General features: G+C 32.0%; 18 protein-coding genes. All 18 read right to left on the bottom strand.

The features are described from left to right. Window positions 1-109: 109 nt before the first annotated feature. Window positions 110-478: a DUF1667 domain-containing protein gene (locus tag B5X81_RS24455; RefSeq protein WP_079495656.1), complete on the bottom strand. Its 369-nt coding sequence runs from the start codon at window positions 476-478 to the stop codon at window positions 110-112. A gap of 19 nt (window positions 479-497) precedes the next feature. Further along, entirely contained in the window at window positions 498-1,760 is a 1,263-nt protein-coding gene (locus tag B5X81_RS24450) for an NAD(P)/FAD-dependent oxidoreductase (RefSeq protein WP_079495655.1), read from the bottom strand. Window positions 1,761-1,779: 19 nt separating this feature from the next. Next, a complete protein-coding gene (locus B5X81_RS24445; RefSeq protein WP_079495654.1) occupies window positions 1,780-3,216 on the bottom strand; it encodes an NAD(P)/FAD-dependent oxidoreductase in 1,437 nt (478 codons plus the stop codon). An 87-nt stretch (window positions 3,217-3,303) separates the two neighbouring features. Then, window positions 3,304-4,467, bottom strand: coding sequence for an iron-containing alcohol dehydrogenase (locus tag B5X81_RS24440; protein ID WP_079495653.1), 1,164 nt, complete (start codon window positions 4,465-4,467; stop codon window positions 3,304-3,306). Window positions 4,468-4,478: 11 nt separating this feature from the next. Then, window positions 4,479-5,282 carry an HAD-IIA family hydrolase gene (locus B5X81_RS24435; RefSeq protein ID WP_079495652.1) on the bottom strand — a complete coding sequence of 268 codons (804 nt, stop codon included), beginning with the start codon at window positions 5,280-5,282 and terminating at the stop codon, window positions 4,479-4,481. A gap of 18 nt (window positions 5,283-5,300) precedes the next feature. Continuing rightward, window positions 5,301-7,478 carry a beta-galactosidase gene (locus B5X81_RS24430; RefSeq protein WP_079495651.1) on the bottom strand — a complete coding sequence of 726 codons (2,178 nt, stop codon included), beginning with the start codon at window positions 7,476-7,478 and terminating at the stop codon, window positions 5,301-5,303. 13 nt (window positions 7,479-7,491) lie between these two features. Further along, window positions 7,492-8,826, bottom strand: coding sequence for an L-fucose/L-arabinose isomerase family protein (locus tag B5X81_RS24425; RefSeq protein WP_079495650.1), 1,335 nt, complete (start codon window positions 8,824-8,826; stop codon window positions 7,492-7,494). Window positions 8,827-8,839: 13 nt separating this feature from the next. Further along, complete coding sequence (locus tag B5X81_RS24420) at window positions 8,840-9,685, bottom strand: class II fructose-bisphosphate aldolase (RefSeq protein WP_079495649.1); 846 nt, start codon at window positions 9,683-9,685, stop codon at window positions 8,840-8,842. Between the two features lie 27 nt (window positions 9,686-9,712). After that, window positions 9,713-10,711 (bottom strand): dihydroxyacetone kinase subunit DhaK, encoded by a 999-nt coding sequence (locus B5X81_RS24415; RefSeq protein ID WP_170917596.1) that lies wholly within the window; start codon window positions 10,709-10,711, stop codon window positions 9,713-9,715. Further along, window positions 10,701-11,354, bottom strand: coding sequence for a dihydroxyacetone kinase subunit DhaL (dhaL, locus tag B5X81_RS24410; protein WP_079495647.1), 654 nt, complete (start codon window positions 11,352-11,354; stop codon window positions 10,701-10,703). Before dhaL ends, B5X81_RS24415 begins: the two co-directional genes overlap by 11 nt. A 4-nt stretch (window positions 11,355-11,358) precedes the next feature. Further along, window positions 11,359-12,204: a sugar phosphate isomerase/epimerase family protein gene (locus tag B5X81_RS24405; RefSeq protein ID WP_079495646.1), complete on the bottom strand. Its 846-nt coding sequence runs from the start codon at window positions 12,202-12,204 to the stop codon at window positions 11,359-11,361. A gap of 73 nt (window positions 12,205-12,277) precedes the next feature. Continuing rightward, on the bottom strand, window positions 12,278-13,585 hold the full coding sequence (locus B5X81_RS24400; protein WP_079495645.1) for a PTS ascorbate transporter subunit IIC: 1,308 nt from the start codon (window positions 13,583-13,585) through the stop codon (window positions 12,278-12,280). Window positions 13,586-13,673: 88 nt separating this feature from the next. Continuing rightward, the gene (locus B5X81_RS24395) at window positions 13,674-13,964 is read right to left on the bottom strand and encodes a PTS sugar transporter subunit IIB (RefSeq protein WP_079495644.1); all 291 of its coding nucleotides are present in this window, start codon (window positions 13,962-13,964) and stop codon (window positions 13,674-13,676) included. A gap of 22 nt (window positions 13,965-13,986) precedes the next feature. Beyond that, window positions 13,987-16,002 (bottom strand): BglG family transcription antiterminator, encoded by a 2,016-nt coding sequence (locus B5X81_RS24390; protein ID WP_079495643.1) that lies wholly within the window; start codon window positions 16,000-16,002, stop codon window positions 13,987-13,989. Between the two features lie 386 nt (window positions 16,003-16,388). After that, complete coding sequence (locus B5X81_RS24385) at window positions 16,389-18,299, bottom strand: sensor histidine kinase (RefSeq protein WP_079495642.1); 1,911 nt, start codon at window positions 18,297-18,299, stop codon at window positions 16,389-16,391. Then, window positions 18,299-18,976, bottom strand: a complete 678-nt coding sequence (locus tag B5X81_RS24380; protein ID WP_079495641.1) for a response regulator transcription factor — start codon at window positions 18,974-18,976, stop codon at window positions 18,299-18,301. The genes B5X81_RS24385 and B5X81_RS24380 overlap by 1 nt, the downstream gene beginning before the upstream one ends. A 391-nt stretch (window positions 18,977-19,367) precedes the next feature. Further along, window positions 19,368-19,742: a hypothetical protein gene (locus B5X81_RS24375; RefSeq protein WP_079495640.1), complete on the bottom strand. Its 375-nt coding sequence runs from the start codon at window positions 19,740-19,742 to the stop codon at window positions 19,368-19,370. Between the two features lie 215 nt (window positions 19,743-19,957). After that, a partial coding sequence (locus B5X81_RS24370) for an IS3 family transposase (RefSeq protein WP_139380462.1) occupies window positions 19,958-20,215 on the bottom strand: 258 nt, incomplete at its 5' end.

The following is a 20,215-nucleotide window of genomic DNA, read 5'->3' as shown; positions in this document are numbered from 1 at the left end:
AATTAGAAAGTAAAACTTGAAAATTTGTTACAGATGGAATATTTAATCCTCTATTTTTTAATATTCCATCCATAATTTTATTTTATATGCTGATTTATCAATATATACTCTATTTTGCTGGAACATCCCTTGTAGCTATAATATTTACTCCCGTATTTGCAACATTTTCTACAATTATATCTCGGGTCTTAACCGGTGCCTTAACTACAATTTCTTTTAAAGCAGTGATTATTTCAAAAACTTTATTTTGGGGGACATCATCCTCTGTTTTAATAGGCACTACATCTATACTTCCTCCATCCACATATACCGTTGTAGTTACGATACGAGTTGGATTTGTACATTCCTTTTCAGCATATATTTCTCCTCTTTTACAGAAGTTTCCCGTTACTTCGATTACTTCCTTATCTTCAATTTTAACAGTTAATTCACATCCCATTGGACACCCTATACATATTATTTCTCTTTTTTCACCCATTGTGTTCTCTCCCTTCTATTTATTCTTTTTCAATCTTAACTGTTATTTCTGAGCAGTTAGGGTATTTTTCAAGGATTTTTTTAGTTAATATAACAGTCTCCATTTCACCGGGAGTCATTATTTTTTTCTTCCTATGAACTTCCCTTACATCATCAAAGTAAACAGAAATATAACTATCTTTATATACATCTCCTACTCTAAACCTAAGTTCAAATACATCTTCAATATTATCAAAATTAATATATTTGGGAACAGTATATCTTACTCCCTCTACAGCCTTAATCTCTATGCTATCTCTATTGTCAAAGATCTCTCCCCTTATATATCTTGCAGCTTTTTTCCCTGCATTATAGCTTTCCGTTGTTACATAATCAACAAGATCATGGACATGAAGAACATTTCCACAAGCAAATACACCATCTATATTAGTTTGCAGGCTTTCATTAACTATTGGCCCACCTGTTATATTGGATAATTGAATATCTATATTTTTAGAAAGGTCATTCTCTGGTATCAGCCCTACCGATAAAAGAAGGGTATCACAATCTATATATTCCTCAGTACCCTTTATTGGTTTTCTATTACCATCGACCTTAGCAATAGTTACACCTTCAACCCTATCCTTACCTGCAATATCTATAATGGTATGGGAAAGTTTAAGGGGTATATCAAAATCATCTAAGCACTGAACAATATTTCTCTTTAACCCACCGGAATAGGGCATTAATTCCACAACAGCTTTAACCTTTGCCCCTTCCAATGTCATTCTTCTGGCCATAATAAGACCTATATCCCCTGAGCCTAGGATAACAACCTCTTTGCCAGGCATATATCCATCAATATTTACAAACTTTTGAGCAGCTCCAGCCGTATATATGCCTGCTCCCCTAATTCCAGGAATATTTATTGCTCCCCTTGGTCTTTCTCTACATCCCATAGCCAATATAATAGACTTTGCCCTTATTTCAATAATTCCATCCTCTGAATTAACGGCTGTTATAACTTTATCCTTATTTATATCAATAACCATAGTATTTAATTTATAGGGGATGTCCATTTCATTAACTTTATCTATAAATCTTCCTGCATACTCTGGACCTGTTAGCTCCTCTTTAAAGGTATGAAGGCCAAAACCATTATGGATACATTGATTTAAAATTCCTCCAAGAACATCATCCCTTTCTAATACTACTAGGTTTTCTATACCTTCTTCCCTAGCTTTTATTGCTGCTGCTAATCCTGCTGGGCCTCCACCAATTATAACTATATCGTAATTTTCCATAATATCCCCTCCAATCTATTTACTTAATTCTTTTATTTCTGCTTATAAGGATCTGTGAATCTCTGCCATATTTAGTAACCTCCATTGGAGAAATATTAAGCTCTCTTGAAAGTATTTCAACTATCTTAGTTGAACAAAATCCCGACTGACATCGACCCATCCCAGCCCTTGTTCTCCTCTTAACCCCATCTAGAGTCCTTGCTCCCAATGGTCTTTTTATAGCATTAACAATTTCACCTTCAGTAACTGTTTCACATCTACAAATTACTCTTCCATATCTTGAATCCTTATTAATAAGCTCTTTTCTTTCTTCATTATCCATTTCCCTAAATCTAGGTATTCCTTTTCTTATGGGATTAAACTCTGTATTGTCCGATGGATTTAATCTCTCTTTAACTATATCAACTATCATCTCAGCAACAGTAGGAGCACATGATAATCCCGGTGATTCCATACCAGCAGCATTAATAAAATTAGGAACATCCTCAGCCTCACCAATTAAAAAATCATGCTCAGGCCTATGGGCCCTTAATCCAGCAAATGAAGTAATAAGCTGTTTCATTGGTATTTCCTTAATTGATTTTTTTGCTTTAGTCAAAATTTCATCCAGACCTTCCTTAGTCGTTAGAACATCTTCCTTATCTTCAATCTCAACTGTATTAGGTCCAATTAAGAGATTTCCATCCACCGTTGGGGTTATAAGTACACCCTTGCCTAGTTTAGTTGGAAGTTGAAATAAAGTGCTTTTAATCATATCTCCCGCAGCTTTATCAAATAAACAATATTCACCTTTCCTTGGTATAATATGGATTCTATTTTCACTTACCATATTATTTATATCATCTGCATATACTCCCGCCGCATTTATAATCATCCTTGTATCATATTTATTCTTATCTGTTACAAGAGTAAAATAACCATCTTCCTTTACTATATCCACTACACCATTGTCAAAATAGAACTCTACCCCGTTACTATGGGCATTTTCTGCTAAAGCAACGGTCATTTCATAAGGGCATACTATACCGCCTGTAGGAGCATAAAGAGCTACCACCACATTATCCTTTACATTTGGCTCCATTTTAAGAACTTCTTCTCTATTTAGTATTTTTAATCCCGGAACCTTGTTTTTTTCTCCTCTTTCTTTAAGCTCCTTTAATTTATCTATATCATCTTCATCAAAGCATAAAACCAAGGATCCATTTCTTTTAAAGGGAAAATCCAGTTCCTGGGATAATTTGTCAAACATTGCATTTCCCCTTGCATTTAACTGTCCCATTAAAGTCTCTGGCTCTGGATCATGTCCTGCGTGGACTATGGCACTATTTGCCTTTGTTGTTCCCTCGGCAATATCACTTTTTTTCTCAATAACACAAATATTAAGCTTATATCTAGCTAATTCTCTAGCTATATTACATCCTATAATTCCAGCACCTATTATTGTAATATCAAACAAAACTATACCTCCTATTTAAAATGAAGAAAGCCACAACTATAGGGAATTTCCCTTTGATTATGGCTCTCCTCTACTCAATCTAATACTTTATTTAATAATTTTTTCATAAATCTCTTTTATATCTTCGTAGTTTAAAGGAAGTGGATTTAAGCCAGTACAACCATGAATTTCTGCATCTTTTATCATTGCTTCAATAGTTTCTTTATTGATTTCCTTTTCATCTAATATTTCCTTAACATTTATCTTTGTAAATAAGTCTTTTATCATTTCTATAAGTTTATCTGCTGCATTTTCTTCTGTGATTTCTATATTTGGATTTATATACTTTACTACCCTATAAAGCTTATCCTTTAATACCTCTTTATTATATTCAATCATTGGAATCTGAAGTATTCCTACCGTTAAACCATGGGGTAAATCACAATGTCCAGATAAAGGACATCCCAATCCATGGGGTATAGTTCCTCCACAATGACTCATAGCACTACCTGCCATCACCGATGCAAAGGCCATATTTTCCCTTGACTTTTTAGTTCCTTCATTACAAGCCTTTGGTAAATTTTCAAATACAAGTTTAATTGCTTCTAAGGCCCATACATTTGTTAATGGATTTTGAATTGATGAAGTATATGCTTCCAAGGCATGACCTAATACATCTAATCCAGTATGGGCTGTAACCCTTGGGGGTAATTTTAAGGTCAGCTGAGGATCCACAATTGCTGCCTTAGGATATAGTAAAGGGCTAGTTAAAGAATCCTTTATTCTTGTATTTTCATCTGTTATAACCGAATAGATTGATACCTCCGACCCCGTTCCCGATGTAGTAGGTATTGCTATTAAGGGCAAAGGCTTATTTACTATTTTCTTCTTATTTTCTCCTCTTCCATCTAAATAGTCAGATACACTTCCTTCATTAACTGCCATAAGAGCAATCCCCTTAGCAGTATCTATACTACTTCCTCCACCAAGGGCAATAATCATATCGCAGGAATCTTCCTTTACAAAGGATGCTCCTTCATCAATTATATGAATCTCAGGATTAGGCTCAACCCTATTAAAAATACTATATTGAATATTAAACTTTTTTAGTTCATCAATAATAGGTTCAATAAGACCAATATCCTGTAAGTTTTTATCTGTTACAATAACAACCTTCTTACTATTATATTCTTTTATATAATTACACAAATTTTTAATTTTTCCACAGCCAAAATCAATTAATGTATTAAGAAAAAATTGAAATTCCTTCATGGTTTACCTCCTTAACCCCTAGCCATTAGTTCTTCATTTATCTCCTTTAATGAAGGATATACATAGTCGGCATTTATTTTTGAATTATTATAACTATCAATGGTAGTTTCACCGGATAATACTAATATAGAAGTAATACCTGCATTTTCCCCTGTTTTTATATCGGTATACAGTCTATCGCCAACCATAGCCACATCCTCTTTTTTGTAACCATACTTTTCACATAGGGAATCTATTATTGTTCTATTAGGCTTTCCTACAATATAGGGTCTTTTATCTGTTGATGCCTCTATAAACTCTATCATAGCCCCGGCATCGGGCATAAATTTAGAATCTTCCAAGGGACAATTGAAATCAGGATGAGTGGCAATATATTCAACCCCCTCCCTTATAAAGTCACAGGCAGTCCACAACTTGTCATAGGTCAATGTAGTATCAAAACCAAGAACTACAAAATCAGGGTCTTCACTTCTGTCCTTAATCAATTTAAATCCAGATTTAATAAATTCTTCTTCAAGAAGCTTTGTTCCTAATAAAAACACCTTTGCACCGGGTTTTTCCTTATTTAAATATATAGTTGTTGCTTCCCCCGATGTAAATACACGATCTGCATCAATCTCTAAGCCTAAATTTTTAAGCTTGTCAACATATGCATATTTATTTTTAGATGAATTATTTGTCAAAAATAAAAACTCTTTTTTTTGAGATTTTAATGTTTCTAGAAAATCCAGTGAGCCATCTATTAATTCATTTCCTAGATAAAAGGTCCCATCCATATCTAGCACGAAGCATTTAATATCTTCAATATTCTTCATTTAATTGCCCCCAATTATCTATGTTATTTTCAGTAATAAGACTTCATTTTTATTTATAGTAACATTACATTTTAATTTTCCATCTTCACAATTTATTGGGTATATATCACCATTTATCAGGTCTACAGCTTTAGTAAACTTTCTATTTTCCTTTAAAGATATCCTTACATTTTTCTTACCATCTATAAAGAAATTAGGATGATTCTCAGTAACATAGTTTGTTATAAATATATAGCCCCTCTTATCTCCTTCTAAATAGTGACCATCAACCTCTTTATATTTTCTATTTGTATATTCCAATTGCAGCTTTGGTTCTACTCCGTGGTCTAATAGTACATTATCGATTACATCCCATAGTAAATAAGATTGTTCCTTTAAATAAGCAGCATCTCCATGGGTTCCAAAGTATAATCCATATCCCTTACCATATGAATTAAGTGTGACTGCCGGTGTATCATCATTAAATCTTGCTAAGACTTTAGCAGTATCGGAATTTATGGACAATGTCTCCCTATGCCAAATACCAGAATAGTTTTTAGAGTTAAATGTTACATTGGGTTTTGTATTGGCATAGACACCTTCTACTTTTAAGCCAAATACATGGGATAAATTAAAACATGGAATTTGATGATTATACCATCCATTTTTACCTAACATTCCGCATCTTGGTGTTCCAATTAATATACCACCTTGTTGTACATATTTTTCTAAATCCTTACTTAAATCTTCATCTATAACTGCCATTAAAGGCATATAAACAGCTTTATATTTATTGGCATAGCCGCTTTTAAATTGATCAGGGGTTATAAAATCCACCATATACCCCTTTTCCCAAAATACTCTATATGCTCCCCGCATCGCTTCTAAAAGATATTTTTCCTGACCCATACCATTAAGAACTATAGCATTTTCCTTTGATATAAGGATTGCCACTTCTCCTACAGGATTCTTTGCATCAAATATTTCTTCGCCATATTTATTTAATATTGAACCGATTTTTTCTGCTGCCTTTGTTCGCTCAGTAGGATTGCCGTCCAAATCTACAATACCACCCCAATGGAGGGGTTGAAAATCCCATTGTCTCCATCCTTGATATAGTGTTAATTTAGCATCGTGGGCTATAGCTTCAAAGACATTTCTAACTAAATCAAATCCTTTAACATTTCTACTGGGCCCCATTACCCATCCATTAATTGGGCCACTTTCCGTTTCAAGAAGCCAGTAATCTTTTTCAAGGGGTTTTGCTGTACTTGTTGACATATCTAAAAACATAGATGCAAACTCTGGTTTTGACTCTAATTTATTTCCACTACCGGGGTATAAATCATAACCTATATGATCTACAACCTTTGCCATTTCAAACTGGTCAAGGGCTGTTAAAACTCCCAGTGGGTCTTGGGATTTTAAGAAGAATATATTTGTAGATGTTGGATGCTTAGAATCTATCTTTTTAATAAGCTTGTTCTGCCAGCTTACAAAATCCACGTAGTTCTCCATTGAAAACAATCTCCAATCCAGCCATCTCGTTACACTTGACCAGCTTGTAGGCTTAGTCCTTGGAGGTTCGATTTCATCCCATGTAGTATGGCATGTATTTGTAGCGCCCCATCTATAGGCATAATTTAATGCATCCAAGGACTGATATTTTTCTTTTAACCATTTTCTATATTTTTTTTGAGTATGCTCACAATAGCAGTAAATATCTATATCTCCATCCTTTAATGGCATAAAGGGAAATCCTATTTCATTATGGATTTGATATGCATAAAGGGCTGGATGATCCTTATAACGATTTACTAATGTATTTATATATCTTTCACTTTCTTCTAAATATCCCTTATGATCAATACATGCCCATGTATACGACACATTGTTAGGATATTGTTCTCCATGATTATTTAATATATTAGAATCTGGATATTCCTTATGAATCCAGTATGGCGGTGCTGCTGTACCTGTCCCTAATAGTATCTTCATACCATACTCCTGACATAGGTCAAAGAATTCATCTAAAAACTCAAATTTAAATTTTCCTTTTTCTGGCTCAATACGATCCCAAGTATTAAATAATTCAGCTGTTCTTATTAATTGAATGCCCGATTCCTTCATTAATCTTAAATCTTTTTTCCAATCCTGTTTTTCCTGCATTAGTGGATAATATCCAGCTGCATAAATAATTCTATCTTGTTGTCTCATATTATCTCCCTTCTTAGTTTTTTAGTACCTCTATATCCATCCATTTACATACTTCCATCAATTCCTTTTCTATATCATCATAAGCAATGGCATAATGATGCTCTATCCCATTATCCATTATGGTATCTATAACTTTTTCTGCTGGTATATCAAATTTTATATCTGCTTGATTAGCAACTAACTCTCTGTCTTCTTCAATACCTGTACCCTTAGCCATAAATAAAGCGTATCCATCCTTATCTTCTTTAAGCTTTAACATTACTAATCTTCCTTGCTTCATTTTGAATTCAGTTGCAAACCCTATTCCATTTTTAATAGTTGGGTGCTCAATATATTTTGCTCTGCAACTATCCTTAGCAAGGGATATTGGGGCTGGACCACAGTGCCATACCTTGGCAATTCCTTTATCATTGACATTAACCAAATCAACAAAGAAACTTGGTTTATTTGTAATTAGATACTGGATATACATTGTAGCCAATCCTGTTACATCCCCTTCACAGGAAGTCATAATTCCTTTATTGTTTAATCTAGACACAACACCACATACACTGCAATTATATAAGGATTGAAATTCAGGCCAACATTTTATAGTAAAGGCATCTATTTTATTTGCCTCTTTAAAATCCTTTATTGCCAAATAGATTCTAGCGGATTTTTCCAGCATTTCATTGGTTGTTTTAATCTCTGCTTCACTTTTAATTTTCTTAACCTCTTCTTCCACCCTTTTATCATTTATTTCATCTGCATCCTTTAAAAGACTTGCTATAGAATAATATTTTATTTCCGGGCCTATTTTAAATCTAAATTGAAGTTCATCAACATTTGATAAGTAAAATCCTGGAACCCTTCCACCAATTATGCAAAACTTACTTTTGTTTAATTTTGTCTTAACTTCAATAGCCTTTATTACTCTATCTATTTTTTCATAAACCCTATCCTCATCTATATCTCCATATACATAGCTATACTTTTTCTCTGCTTTCTTTAAAAAGCTTCCATACATATTTAATCCACATAGTGAGTTTAGGGGCAGTCCCCTATAGTCCTTAAGGTAGGGCTCCCTAAATCCCCATAATAGTAAAGGTGTTTCTCTAAATAACTCAATTACCTTTGTCATGGCACTTCCAAGGGAATAGGTGCCACATTGAATAATCAATAAATCCACATTTTCTTTTCTTATTTCATTTAATCCATTTTCAATTGCCCCTTCTTCAATCAGAACAGTATCTTTGTACACAAGATTATATTTCTTGCTTCTTAATTTTTTTATTGAACTATTTAAATAATCTTGGGCAATATCGTATCTAAAATTAGGAAAGCCAAATGATAATAATCCGATTTTCATAGTTTGCCTCCTTTTAGTAACCTCTGCAAAGCTTAATTTTTTCTATTGCTTTTTTTAACATCCTATTTTGTCCTGCATCTTGACCATTCATCATATATATATTTTCATTTTCCCTATATGCATCTATAAAGCCCTGAACAAACTCACGATCTATTTCTGTAAAAAAATTAATTTTTCTAATTCCCAGTTTTATAGCCTTTCTTATATCCTTATCTGGAATACCAGTACCTCCATGTAATACCAATGGAATCTTTGCCTCTTTATTTATTTCTTCTAATCTTTGAAAATCAAGCTTTGGTTCATATTTATAATGACCATGGGCATTTCCTATTGATACTGCCAAGGAATCAATACCAGTTTCCTTTACAAAAGATCCTGCAAGCTTTGGATCTGTCATCAGACCTTTAAGGAAATTTTCTTCCTGTCCTTCTGCTCCTGCAACCCTGCCAAGCTCTGCTTCAACGCTTACACCCCTATCCTTAGCATAGGATACAACTTTACTAGAATTTTCCATATTTTCCTCTAGGGATATACTTGACCCATCGTACATCACGGAGGTAAATCCTGCATCTATGGCCTTTATACATTCTTCTATTTTTTCAGCATGATCTAAATGAAGAGCTGTTTCAATATTAAACTTTTTTCCCAATATTGCCACTATTTTGAATATTTCTCTGTAAGAAATTCTTTGTACCTTCAATTGGATTGGTGCAATTTGAAGTATAACTGGAAACTCAGCCACCGACGCTGCTTCCATAACGGCATTAATAGTTTCCATATTACTGATATTGATTGCAGCAATACCTGCCTTCTTCTTTTCTGCATCATCCAATAAAGCCTTCATTGTATTTAATTTCATATATTCACCTACTTATTCTATGGTTATCTATATATTAAATCCCGGTGCATCAGTTTCCTTTGCCCACATTTTTTTCATTTCATCATCTAGTTTACAAAATCCAAGGGCTATTCCACCCATCTCTTGAGTTGTAATAAAATTTCCAATGGCTGGCTTATAAATTTTTATACCCTTCTCATTAAGAATTTTCTGGACTTCATTATAGAAAATAAGGAGCTCCATATAAGTGGTTTGTCCACATCCATTAACTATTACAGTAATTTCATCCCCTTCTAAATAGGGCTTGTCCTCTATTAATCTTTCACACATAACCTTTGCAATTTCTTCTGCTGTGGAAATCTTCATTGTATGGGCAGCAGCTTCTCCATGTACTCCCATCCCTATTTCTATTTCATCATCATCTATTTCAAACATTTTATAACCGGTTATAGGAGATGTTCCTGGTACCGTTGCAACAGTTAAGGTTCTCGTATTATCCCTAACCTTCTTTGCCATTTTTACTACCTTTTCTAAGCTGTGACCTTCTTCAGCATAGGAGCCTACAATTTTATAACTAAATAGGGTTCCTGCTGTACCTCTTCTTTCTTCTTCCTGTCCCTTAGGCGATGAAGCTATATCATCATACAAAATTACACCCTCACAATTTATATCATCATCCTGAGCCATATCTATTGCCATTTTAGAATTTATTACATCCCCAGCATGATTGGAAATTAAAACACATACCCCTTCCCCTGTGTCTGCTGCCTCTATGGCATCGTATAATGTATCGGGGCCTGGTGCTGCAAATATGCCACCATAACCATTGGCAGTTAGCATATTCTTGCCTACAAATCCAATACAAGCCGGCTCATGTCCCGAGCCATTACCTATGACTAAACCAACCTTACCCTTTTCTAAGTTTTTTCTTATAATTACATCACTATTAGAAAGTTTTTTTATTCTATCTCCATAGGCGTTTATAAACCCTTCTATTGTATCTTCAACTATATTATCTGGATCATTAATAAATTTCTTAGATTTCACTTTTATCACTCCCCTTATTACCTAGGTATCTGTCTATTTCTTTAATTAAATAATAAATTGATGTGGCTCCAGCATCTTGATGACCAATAGCCTTTTCTTGAAGATACTTGGAACGTCCCCTTTTAGCCACCAATGGGATTGTAGATTGAACCCCAAGCTTTGCCGCCTCTACTGCCTTCTTTAAAGCTTTTTGTAAATCATCTTCATTTTTCTTAGCTTCCATTAAAGCTTCTGCAGTAGGATGCAAAGCATCAACCATAGTTTTATCTCCAACCTTTGCTCCACCTAAATCGCATACTTTCTTTTCAGCTTCTGATATCCCAATAGATAATTCATTTATACCAAAGGTTTCATTACCCTTACATGCTTTAGATAGCTCTAGGAAAATTGAACCAAATAATGGCCCCATGGCACCTCCTATAGTAGAGACTAATGTTCTTCCATATAATTTAAAATAATCTCTGCATGTTCCTTCCTCTGTATTAATCAATTTTTCCTTTGCAGCTTTGGCTCCCCTTGCCATAGTAATTCCATGGTCACCATCACCTATTACTGCATCATATTTTGATAATTCTTCCTTTTTCTCTATATACATATCTGCAATATCTATGAGCATTTCTTTAACTTGATTTGAATTTAGCATTTCCTTATACCTCCCCAAAGAGATTTTTCATAAATTTTATTCCCTTTTCAGCTGCATTACTGCCACTTTTCTCTATTTCTCTCCATATATAAACGTCTCTACCTACACCACATTCAGGCATAACGAAATTTTCTAAAATAATCCATCTATCATAGGCGATATCATTTATACCTCTTTTAACTTCTTCCCAGTTTATGCTTCCACTACCCGGTATTCCTCTGTCATTCTCACAAAAGTGAATATGATAAATATCTTTACCACCTTCAACTATAGCCTGATATATATTCTTTTCCTCTATATTAGAGTGAAATGTGTCAAAATGAAGCTTAATATTATCATTATTAATTTTTTTAAGATATTCCTTTCCTTCCCTAACTGTATTCATAAAATAAGATTCATATCGATTTAAAATCTCAATTGCAAGTACCACGCCTTTCTCATCTGCGTATCTACCTATTTCATTTAAAGCATCTAAGCTTCTTTTTATATCGTCCTTTGCCTTACTTCTCATTTTTAATTGCCCCCAGGGAGCATAAAGAACTCCTGCCAGACAATCACTATTTAATTCACTGGATATATTAATACATTTTTTTAGATGTTCTATACCATTTTGTCTAATTTCCCAATTTGCCGATGATATATCCCTCTGGGGATTCATTCCAGTTCCACAGGTGCATTGAAGCTTATATTGATTTAATAATTTTTTTATCTTTATCAAATCTAATTCATCCGGCGACATTAATGGAATTTCCACTCCATCATAGCCATATTCCTTTACAACAGGTATATATTGCAATAGATCTTCTGACCATTCCCTTGTAAAAGTTGATAAGTGTATTCCAAATTTCATACTGCACCTCCACAAATTTTGCTAAAAATATGACACACACCAGGTGTATGTCATATTTTTATATTGATATCAATTAAAACATCTTAGAAAATAATGACCCTATTATTGCCCATAATGAAAAGTCATTACCACCAAAGGCTTGATTAAATCCTGCTACTGTATTGAATATGACTGGCATTGCAAAACTAACTAATAAAACCATAGCTATACCATTTATGGCGCTGGCAATTACTGCACCTCGACGTCCCCCATAGGCATTTGCAATAATTGCACTTGGAGCAATATCAAAGAAACAAGCCACTGTAAGGGGAATTATTGCATAGGTCATAGCTCCCGCTGATGCCATTATTACTATTGTTAATATACTGGTAACCATGCTTGCCAAGAACCCTATTGTTAATGCATTTGGTGCATAGGGAAATATCATTGGCACATCCAATGCAGGAACTGAATTTGGTATTAATTTATCAGATATCCCCTTAAAGGCTGGAACTATTTCTCCAAGCATTAAACGAACACCGGCTAATAATACTGTAAGACCTGCTCCGAAGGTTAGTCCTGCCATTAAGCTGAAACTAAATAAATCATATTTCATACCGCCTATAGTTCCTATTGTTCCTACGGCTCCACCAAAGACAGCTTGTCTAGCTTCACTTCCTATAATTAAACCTACAATTATATAGGTGAAAAATAAGATCAATGATGTTGCAATTGTAGTTTCCTTAAAGAAGTCTAGATATTTTGGTACCTTTAAGTCTTCTGTGGAATTTTCCTTATTACCTAATAATTTTCCTATTCCAGCTCCTATAAAACAGAATATAGTAGTAGAATGACCTACGGTAAATTGATCAGTTCCAGTTACTTTCTTTACTAAAGGTCTCATCAAAGCTGGTGTTACTATTATATAGATTGATAAAAATATGGTTGCAAATATAATTAATCCTGTTCCCGATAATCCTGATTCAACGCCTACTGCCACGAATATATAAGACATCCAAAAGAATATATGTCCTGTTAAGAATATGTTCTTCACTGGTGTTATTCTTGCTACGATTAGGTTAATTATAAATGCGAAAAGAATTACTATACCGATTTCACTACCATAGGATCCAATGAAATTTACCCATGCATTTGGATCAAATTGATTTCCCTTAGGTAGAGCATACAGTGTTGAAAACGCCCCTGCTAATGGTGAAATTGCTGAACTAATAATATTCACACCTTTAAATAATACGATAACTCCGATAATCGTCTTAAAGGTACCCTTAATTATGTCACTGAAGTTCTTTCTCTGGACTAACAGGCCAACTAAGGCTATTAACCCTAATAGAATTGGTGGTTGTTTAAAAATATTGTTGGTTAAGTAACTAATAATTCCCATATAACTCCTCCTAGTGTAATATTTATAACAAAACCTAAAACCCTTAGGCATTAGGTTTTATTCATTAAAATAGTTCAGACTAAAACCTTTAAAGTAATTTTTTAATAGCATCCATACCCTTTTCTTCTATTTCATTTTTGTCCATAAAATTGTTGATTTTTACTAAAGGGATGTCCACTTTGCTAACAAGTTGATCATAAAGTTCATTAGATGTAAAAATTATATCCGCTGAACAGGAGGCCGCTGTTGTAATATCTGCATTTTCTGTTTCAGCGTCTATTCCATTCTCTCTTAGCACATCGGCAATATTCATTTTCAAAAGCAAACTCGTTCCCACTCCAAATCCACATACAGCTAAAACCTTTAATTGTTTTGACATTTTCATTCCTCCATTTTTTCAATTATTCATTAATAATTCTTTTATATATATCATCAATATCAGTAGAATTAATAAGCATCTGAAAATTTTTCTCCACTGATAAAAATTTCGCTAGATCCTGAAGGGCCTTTAAATGTGATTCTTCATTATTGGCACCAAATGCAAAGACAATGCTTACGGGGTCATTTTCTTTACTTCCAAACTTTACTGGTTTATTTAATGTAATCATACTCATACAAGTCTCTTTCACTGTTTCATCAGGTCTTGCATGGGCAAAGGCTATACCAGGCATAATTACAATATATGGTCCTAAATCCTTAACAGATTGAATCATATTATCAACATATAAGTTCTCAATTTTATCTTCTTCCACTAAAATATCCCCAGCTTTTTTAATTGCTTCCTCCCAATCATCTGCTTTAACTTGAAGCTTAATAGATCCCTTCTTTAGAACGTCCTTCAACATAAGCATCTTCCTTTCTTTATTCTCATAGCTATATTTATAAATAACTTTAAATTTGTTTAATTGTATTATAAGTTGGTTTATCTTATATATATCATCATTACTCATAAAAGGACTGACTGTTACAACATCGGTTTCATTAACATTAAGGGGAGTTGTAGAAATAATAAAGTCAATATCCTTTTTAAAGTTTTGATAATCATGTATTGAACAGGTTTCTATTAAATCCAAATTAGATATTTCTTTTTTTATTTTAGTAGATAAAATACTTAAGAAGGAAATCCCCTCAGTACATATTAATAATGCTGTATACCTTGATGATTTTTCGCTAATCCTCTCATAGGCAGCACGAACATGTAATGCTATAAAAGCAATTTCATTGTCGCTTACATTATCACCAAAAACATCCCACATCTTTTCTATAGTTTCTTTTACCACTTGATATACAAATGGATAATTGGTTTTAATCTCATCTGTATAGATATTTTTTATTTGAGAATTATTTTGAATTCTAGCTATAGCACTTTTTAAATGTAAAACTAATCCATTAAACAATTGTGCATCATCTTTTATATCAATATTAATTGCTTCCTCAATATAAGATATTAGTCTCTTTGTACTGTCAATCGTTTTCTTATCGGCAATTTCATCGACGGATAATTCCTTAAGCTCATTGATAGTATTAAATGACTTAGATTCAATTATATACTTTGCCAGCTCATTTATCTCTCCATCTTCAACCCCCACGGGATTACGGTATATTCTATTGGTCAAACGTTTTGCTATACTATATTCAATAGTCCCTTCCAATAAATTGCTTGTTTTTCCTATGATATTACCTCTTTTTCGTCTATTGATCATTATTACTAAATAAAAGATTAATTTAATAAAATCTACATCAGTGAAAAAATAATTGTATTCTTCTTCAATATTTATCAAACAATCGGATAACCTTTTCATATCATCTATTTTAATAAAGCTATTATAATTAAGTATTAAATCATTTATATTTCTATAATCTATCTCTTCCCTTAGAATTTTAGAGATATTCTCACTATCTAAGATATCTAAAAATATAGATAATTGAAGTTTTCGGATATTTTCTTCCCTGCCTTCAATACAGAAACCACCCTTTGTACTTTTAGACAATTGAAGGCTGTATTCTTTAAGATATCTTTTTGTACCCTTTAATGTTTTAATAATTGTATTTTTACTTAAAAATAGCTTATCACTTAAGTTTTCTATAGTTAGAGGTGCACTACTCATTAATAGTTCCAGTACAATATATTTGATTCTTTCTTTATCGGAAAGCACCCTATTCTCTACTGATAAGAAATGTAATTTCCCCAATAAAACATCTCTCTCACAAAGAGCCTTTAACTTCATTCCCTTTTTAGGTACCTTAACTAAGGTTGCTTTATTTTCACTTAACCAACTTTCAATCAGTTCAAGATCATAGCGAATGGTCCTTGTACTAACTTTATAGTTTGATGCCATCTTTTTTATAGTAATTGGTTTATACTCTTTTATAAGCCATTCAATAATATCAATCTGCCTTGAATTTATACAAACCATCAATTATCCTCCTATATCATTCACTCATCTCACCATTTGCACACTTAACCTATAGCTAAATAATATATACTTTATAACTCCTAATATTAAATTAGCATTTTACTTAATCAAATACCAGTTTAAATCACTTCACTTTACTTTGAAACAATTTGAAAATTTAAAGTTCTTCTCTTATTTACTATGTCCTAGAGGAATATTTAATATAAAAAAAATCGACAAAAAAATTTATTTGTCGATTTTTTTCTACATTTATTTTCTTTTTCATCATCTTAGCAAATTGCATAATTACCTTCTGCAAAAACTATCTATGACATATAGTTTTGGAATCTCCAAAGCCATACCATATATATTATGCAATTTTGCCAAATTAGAATTATGCAATTTCCTCATCTATATATTTTCCCTCTGTCCCAACTCCATTCTTCATCATCATCCATTTTAATTTCCAAGGAAAAATAAGCTTTTACACCTACATCAGTATTTTCTATACCATATTGGCTGCTATGCCTATCTAAAATTTCCTTTACCATATAAAGTCCCAATCCCGATCCTCCTAGGGCTTTGTTTCTTGATTTTTCTACACGATAAAAGGGCTCCCATATTTTCATTAAATCATCTTTAGGAATTTTAGCTGGTTTATTTTCTATATTAAAATAAGATTTATTTTCAATTGTATGGATATAAATATTTATTTCTCCATTTTCAGGTGTGTATTGAATAGCATTATAGTAAAGATTTCCTATAACCCTTTCAATTTTATCCTCATCTCCCAATACAAAATCTTCTGTTAGATCCAATTCAACTTCTAAATTCTTATTTTCTAAAATTGGTTTTAATTTATTATGAACTTTCAATACTACATCACATAATTGAAAAACATCTTTCTTAAATGGCACTTCATCTGCCTCTAATTTTGAAATTCCTAATAAATCATATACTAATTGACTCATATCATTAATTTCCCTTAAAATATTCTTAAAATGCTCCTTATCTTTATAATCATAAATTCCATCTTCTACACCTTCACAAATACCCTTAATAACCGTCAGAGGAGTTTTTAATTCATGGGATGCATCGGCTATAAATCTTTTTCGAAACTCTTCTATTTTTTCCTTAAATAAAATATCTTCTTTCAATTTTTCATTGGATTTTTTTAATTCCTTCAAAGTCTTTTTTAATTTTTCAGACATACTATTAATATTTTCAGCCAAATCCTCTATCTCATCATTTGTTTCTACTTTACAGTTTTGAGAAAAATCCAGTTTTGCCAGGTTTTTAGTTATACCATTTAGATGTATCAGTGGTGCAGTAATCTTTTTCGAATAGAAATAAGCTGCAATAATTGCTAAAATCATTGCTGTAATCAACACAAATATAAAATAAGTTTCCATAATTTCTGTTGTTTTTTCAATAGGCTGAAGGGAGCTTACTGCAAACATGAACATAGGTTCATTGTTTCTAACAAGGATGGGCTGTACAAAGATAATATTTTTTATTCCAGTGAAAGGGTCTATTTTTATATAATTCATAATTTTATTATCTTTAAAAATAATATTTAAATTTTTCTCTTGTCCTAAAAATAAAAAAGTTTCCTGTAGCAATTGTTCTCTTCTATAGTAGGTACCATAATTCTCTTTACTTATTAAATTCATATCTACAATAGAACCATTTAAATTAATATCTTCCGCCTCTACTATTTCTATAGTTACTGCAAAGTCTTCAATATCTTCCATAGCTATTAGATCATTTCCCTCTGGATCATCTATTATTATTTCACTTTCTATAGGAATCTCTTTATAATTTTGTACTGAAAATTCTCGATTTTCTACAATAACGCTTTGTGGATATACTTCTTTTTGCCCAGAATCCCTAAGCAAACCCTTTACATTAACACTCTTATCTATCTTCAATGCCTTTATAAGTTCATCATTCCTAGAAAAAGCATCCATATAAATTTTATATACTCCAGTCTTATCATCCTTCATTTGGATATATGAAAGACTATCTTCTCCACTAAGCCCATATTGAGGCATACCTTGACGATCAAAAATGCCAATAAACACATCATTTTCTATAGAATACCTATTTAAAAACTCCTCTATTTTTTCTCGACCTACTAAATTTTCTTCTATTTTCTTTTTTAATGTAATCAAATCATTACCTATAGTTTTTTTCTTATTATAAACATAAAATTCTTCTAACCAAAAATACTGAACAACAAATTGTATGAGTAAAAGAATTATTACTACTCCCGCTGTCATTGCAAAGAGCTTTATAAAAATTTTATTTTTCTTCATTACTTCACCTCAAATTTATATCCTACTCCAAAAACTGTTCGTATAAAATAAGATTTATCCTTTAATGCCTTTCGAAGTTTTTTAATATGATTATCTACAACCCTTGTATCTCCTATAAAATCATAGTCCCATATACTATTTAAAATTTGATCCCTTGAAAAAACCATTCCCTCATGATTCATTAGATAGCATAATATATCAAATTCCTTAGGAGTTAATTCAACCCTCTCCTGATCTATATAAACCTCCCTTGCCAATTTATCCACTTTTAAGCCCTGTTTTTTCATTATTCCTTCTTTTTCCTTTATGACATTCTTTTTTCTCATCAATAATAGCTTCGCCCTTGCCACTAATACAGCAGGGCTAAAGGGTTTTTTCACATAATCATCTGCCTTTAGCTCAAATCCCATTAATTCATCATCCTCTTCTGTTCTTGCAGTTAACATAATGATAGGAACCTGAGACTGTTTTCGTATTCTTCTACATACCGTCCATCCATCTAATTTAGGCATCATTATATCAAGAATAATTAAATCCACCTTTTCTTTTCCAAATTTTTCAATTCCTTCCTTACCATCACAGGCCTCTATAACATTATAATTCTCTGCTTTAAAATAGTCCGATATTATTTTTCGAATATTTTCCTCATCTTCTATAACTAATATAGAATAACCCATAAATTCATCTCCTCGTTTTTCCCATATATTATTTTTATTATATATTTTATGATTTGATGATTCAATAAACTTAAATTCACATATAGTGAAGGAATGTATAAATTAACTGTTTTGCTGAAATATCTATATAGATTTCCCATAGTAAAACTTAATTTATACGTATCAAAATATCCAGTGCTTCTAAGGATTTTTGATATGTATAAATTAATTGTTTTACTGGAATATCTATATTATATAATTTTTTTAAAAATGCAATTATGCAATTTTCTAAGATAAAAAAGAGAAATTTCTTTTCCAAAATTCCTCTTTTTTATCAATCCTTTTGTTTTAGTTTTTAATTTTTAGCATCAAAATCATAAAAATTAAAATTATTCAATTATTTTATTTACTTTTAATTCGCTGGAACAATTTCTGCAGCATCAATTTTTAAAAATTTTCCTTCTATTTTATCTAAATCACTTCCTTGAAATTCTATAATTTCCGATCCATCCTTTATTTCGATAGCTTTATCTTTCGAACCTTCTAAATTGATTTGTGTAAAATTTTCATCAAATTCTATGGCTTCATTACCATATGTAAGATCTATAATTACATCTTTTGAATTATCTGAGAAAATAGCTTTCATATTCTTTGGTCTTTCTATTTTAATAGCAGGTATTACCTCTTCCCCTTTCACTTTTACATTTTGATCCTCTGCTGCAAAGCTCATAGCTGTAGACGCAATTAGCGTAGCTCCTAATAAAACACCTGTTACTAATTTTTTCATTGATACCATCTCCTTTTTTTATTTTTTATGTTTCTTCAATTGTTATTATAATGAATGAATATATCTTTTTTTTGTTGAAGATGTATCTTTTTTGTGTTTTTTATTAATAAAATTTTAAAAGCCCCATAGTATTGAACATGCCCCTGTCAAGTAGACAGTGGAAAAAATAAAAATCACTATGACATCAATCATTTAATTATGGTTGATGTCATTTTTTATGATGCTTGTTTTAAAATATGCTTTCGGTATTCTATTGGTGTCATACATTCAAGTCTCTTCTGATAACGGTGATTGTTGTAATACTTTATATAATCAATAATTGCAGATTCTAACTCTTCATAAGAATTAAATTTTTTTAGATAATACATTTCTGATTTTAACATCCCCCAAAATGCTTCCATTGGGCCATTATCTATACAACGAGATACTCTAGACATACTTTGAGTCATTTCTGCTTTGTCTAGTTTGCTCTT

The sequence above is a fragment of the Maledivibacter halophilus genome, from assembly GCF_900167445.1.
GTDB lineage: Bacteria > Bacillota > Clostridia > Peptostreptococcales > Caminicellaceae > Maledivibacter > Maledivibacter halophilus.
The sequence above is the reverse complement of the archived record's forward strand: the minus strand, read 5'-3'. Positions and strand labels throughout refer to the sequence as shown.

Bases quoted from the DNA above. Each gene is read 5' to 3' on its own strand.
- dhaL (WP_079495647.1), bottom strand. From the start codon at position 11,354: ATGCTAAATTCAAATCAAGTTAAAGAAATGCTCATAGATATTGCAGAT.
- B5X81_RS24375 (WP_079495640.1), bottom strand. From the start codon at position 19,742: ATGAAAAAATTAGTAACAGGTGTTTTATTAGGAGCTACGCTAATTGCG.
- B5X81_RS24435 (WP_079495652.1), bottom strand. From the start codon at position 5,282: ATGAAGAATATTGAAGATATTAAATGCTTCGTGCTAGATATGGATGGG.
- B5X81_RS24385 (WP_079495642.1), bottom strand. From the start codon at position 18,299: ATGAAGAAAAATAAAATTTTTATAAAGCTCTTTGCAATGACAGCGGGA.
- B5X81_RS24450 (WP_079495655.1), bottom strand. From the start codon at position 1,760: ATGGAAAATTACGATATAGTTATAATTGGTGGAGGCCCAGCAGGATTA.
- B5X81_RS24430 (WP_079495651.1), bottom strand. From the start codon at position 7,478: ATGAGACAACAAGATAGAATTATTTATGCAGCTGGATATTATCCACTA.
- B5X81_RS24425 (WP_079495650.1), bottom strand. From the start codon at position 8,826: ATGAAAATCGGATTATTATCATTTGGCTTTCCTAATTTTAGATACGAT.
- B5X81_RS24440 (WP_079495653.1), bottom strand. From the start codon at position 4,467: ATGAAGGAATTTCAATTTTTTCTTAATACATTAATTGATTTTGGCTGT.
- B5X81_RS24395 (WP_079495644.1), bottom strand. From the start codon at position 13,964: ATGTCAAAACAATTAAAGGTTTTAGCTGTATGTGGATTTGGAGTGGGA.
- B5X81_RS24420 (WP_079495649.1), bottom strand. From the start codon at position 9,685: ATGAAATTAAATACAATGAAGGCTTTATTGGATGATGCAGAAAAGAAG.
- B5X81_RS24405 (WP_079495646.1), bottom strand. From the start codon at position 12,204: ATGAAATTTGGAATACACTTATCAACTTTTACAAGGGAATGGTCAGAA.
- B5X81_RS24380 (WP_079495641.1), bottom strand. From the start codon at position 18,976: ATGGGTTATTCTATATTAGTTATAGAAGATGAGGAAAATATTCGAAAA.
- B5X81_RS24390 (WP_079495643.1), bottom strand. From the start codon at position 16,002: ATGGTTTGTATAAATTCAAGGCAGATTGATATTATTGAATGGCTTATA.
- B5X81_RS24455 (WP_079495656.1), bottom strand. From the start codon at position 478: ATGGGTGAAAAAAGAGAAATAATATGTATAGGGTGTCCAATGGGATGT.
- B5X81_RS24400 (WP_079495645.1), bottom strand. From the start codon at position 13,585: ATGGGAATTATTAGTTACTTAACCAACAATATTTTTAAACAACCACCA.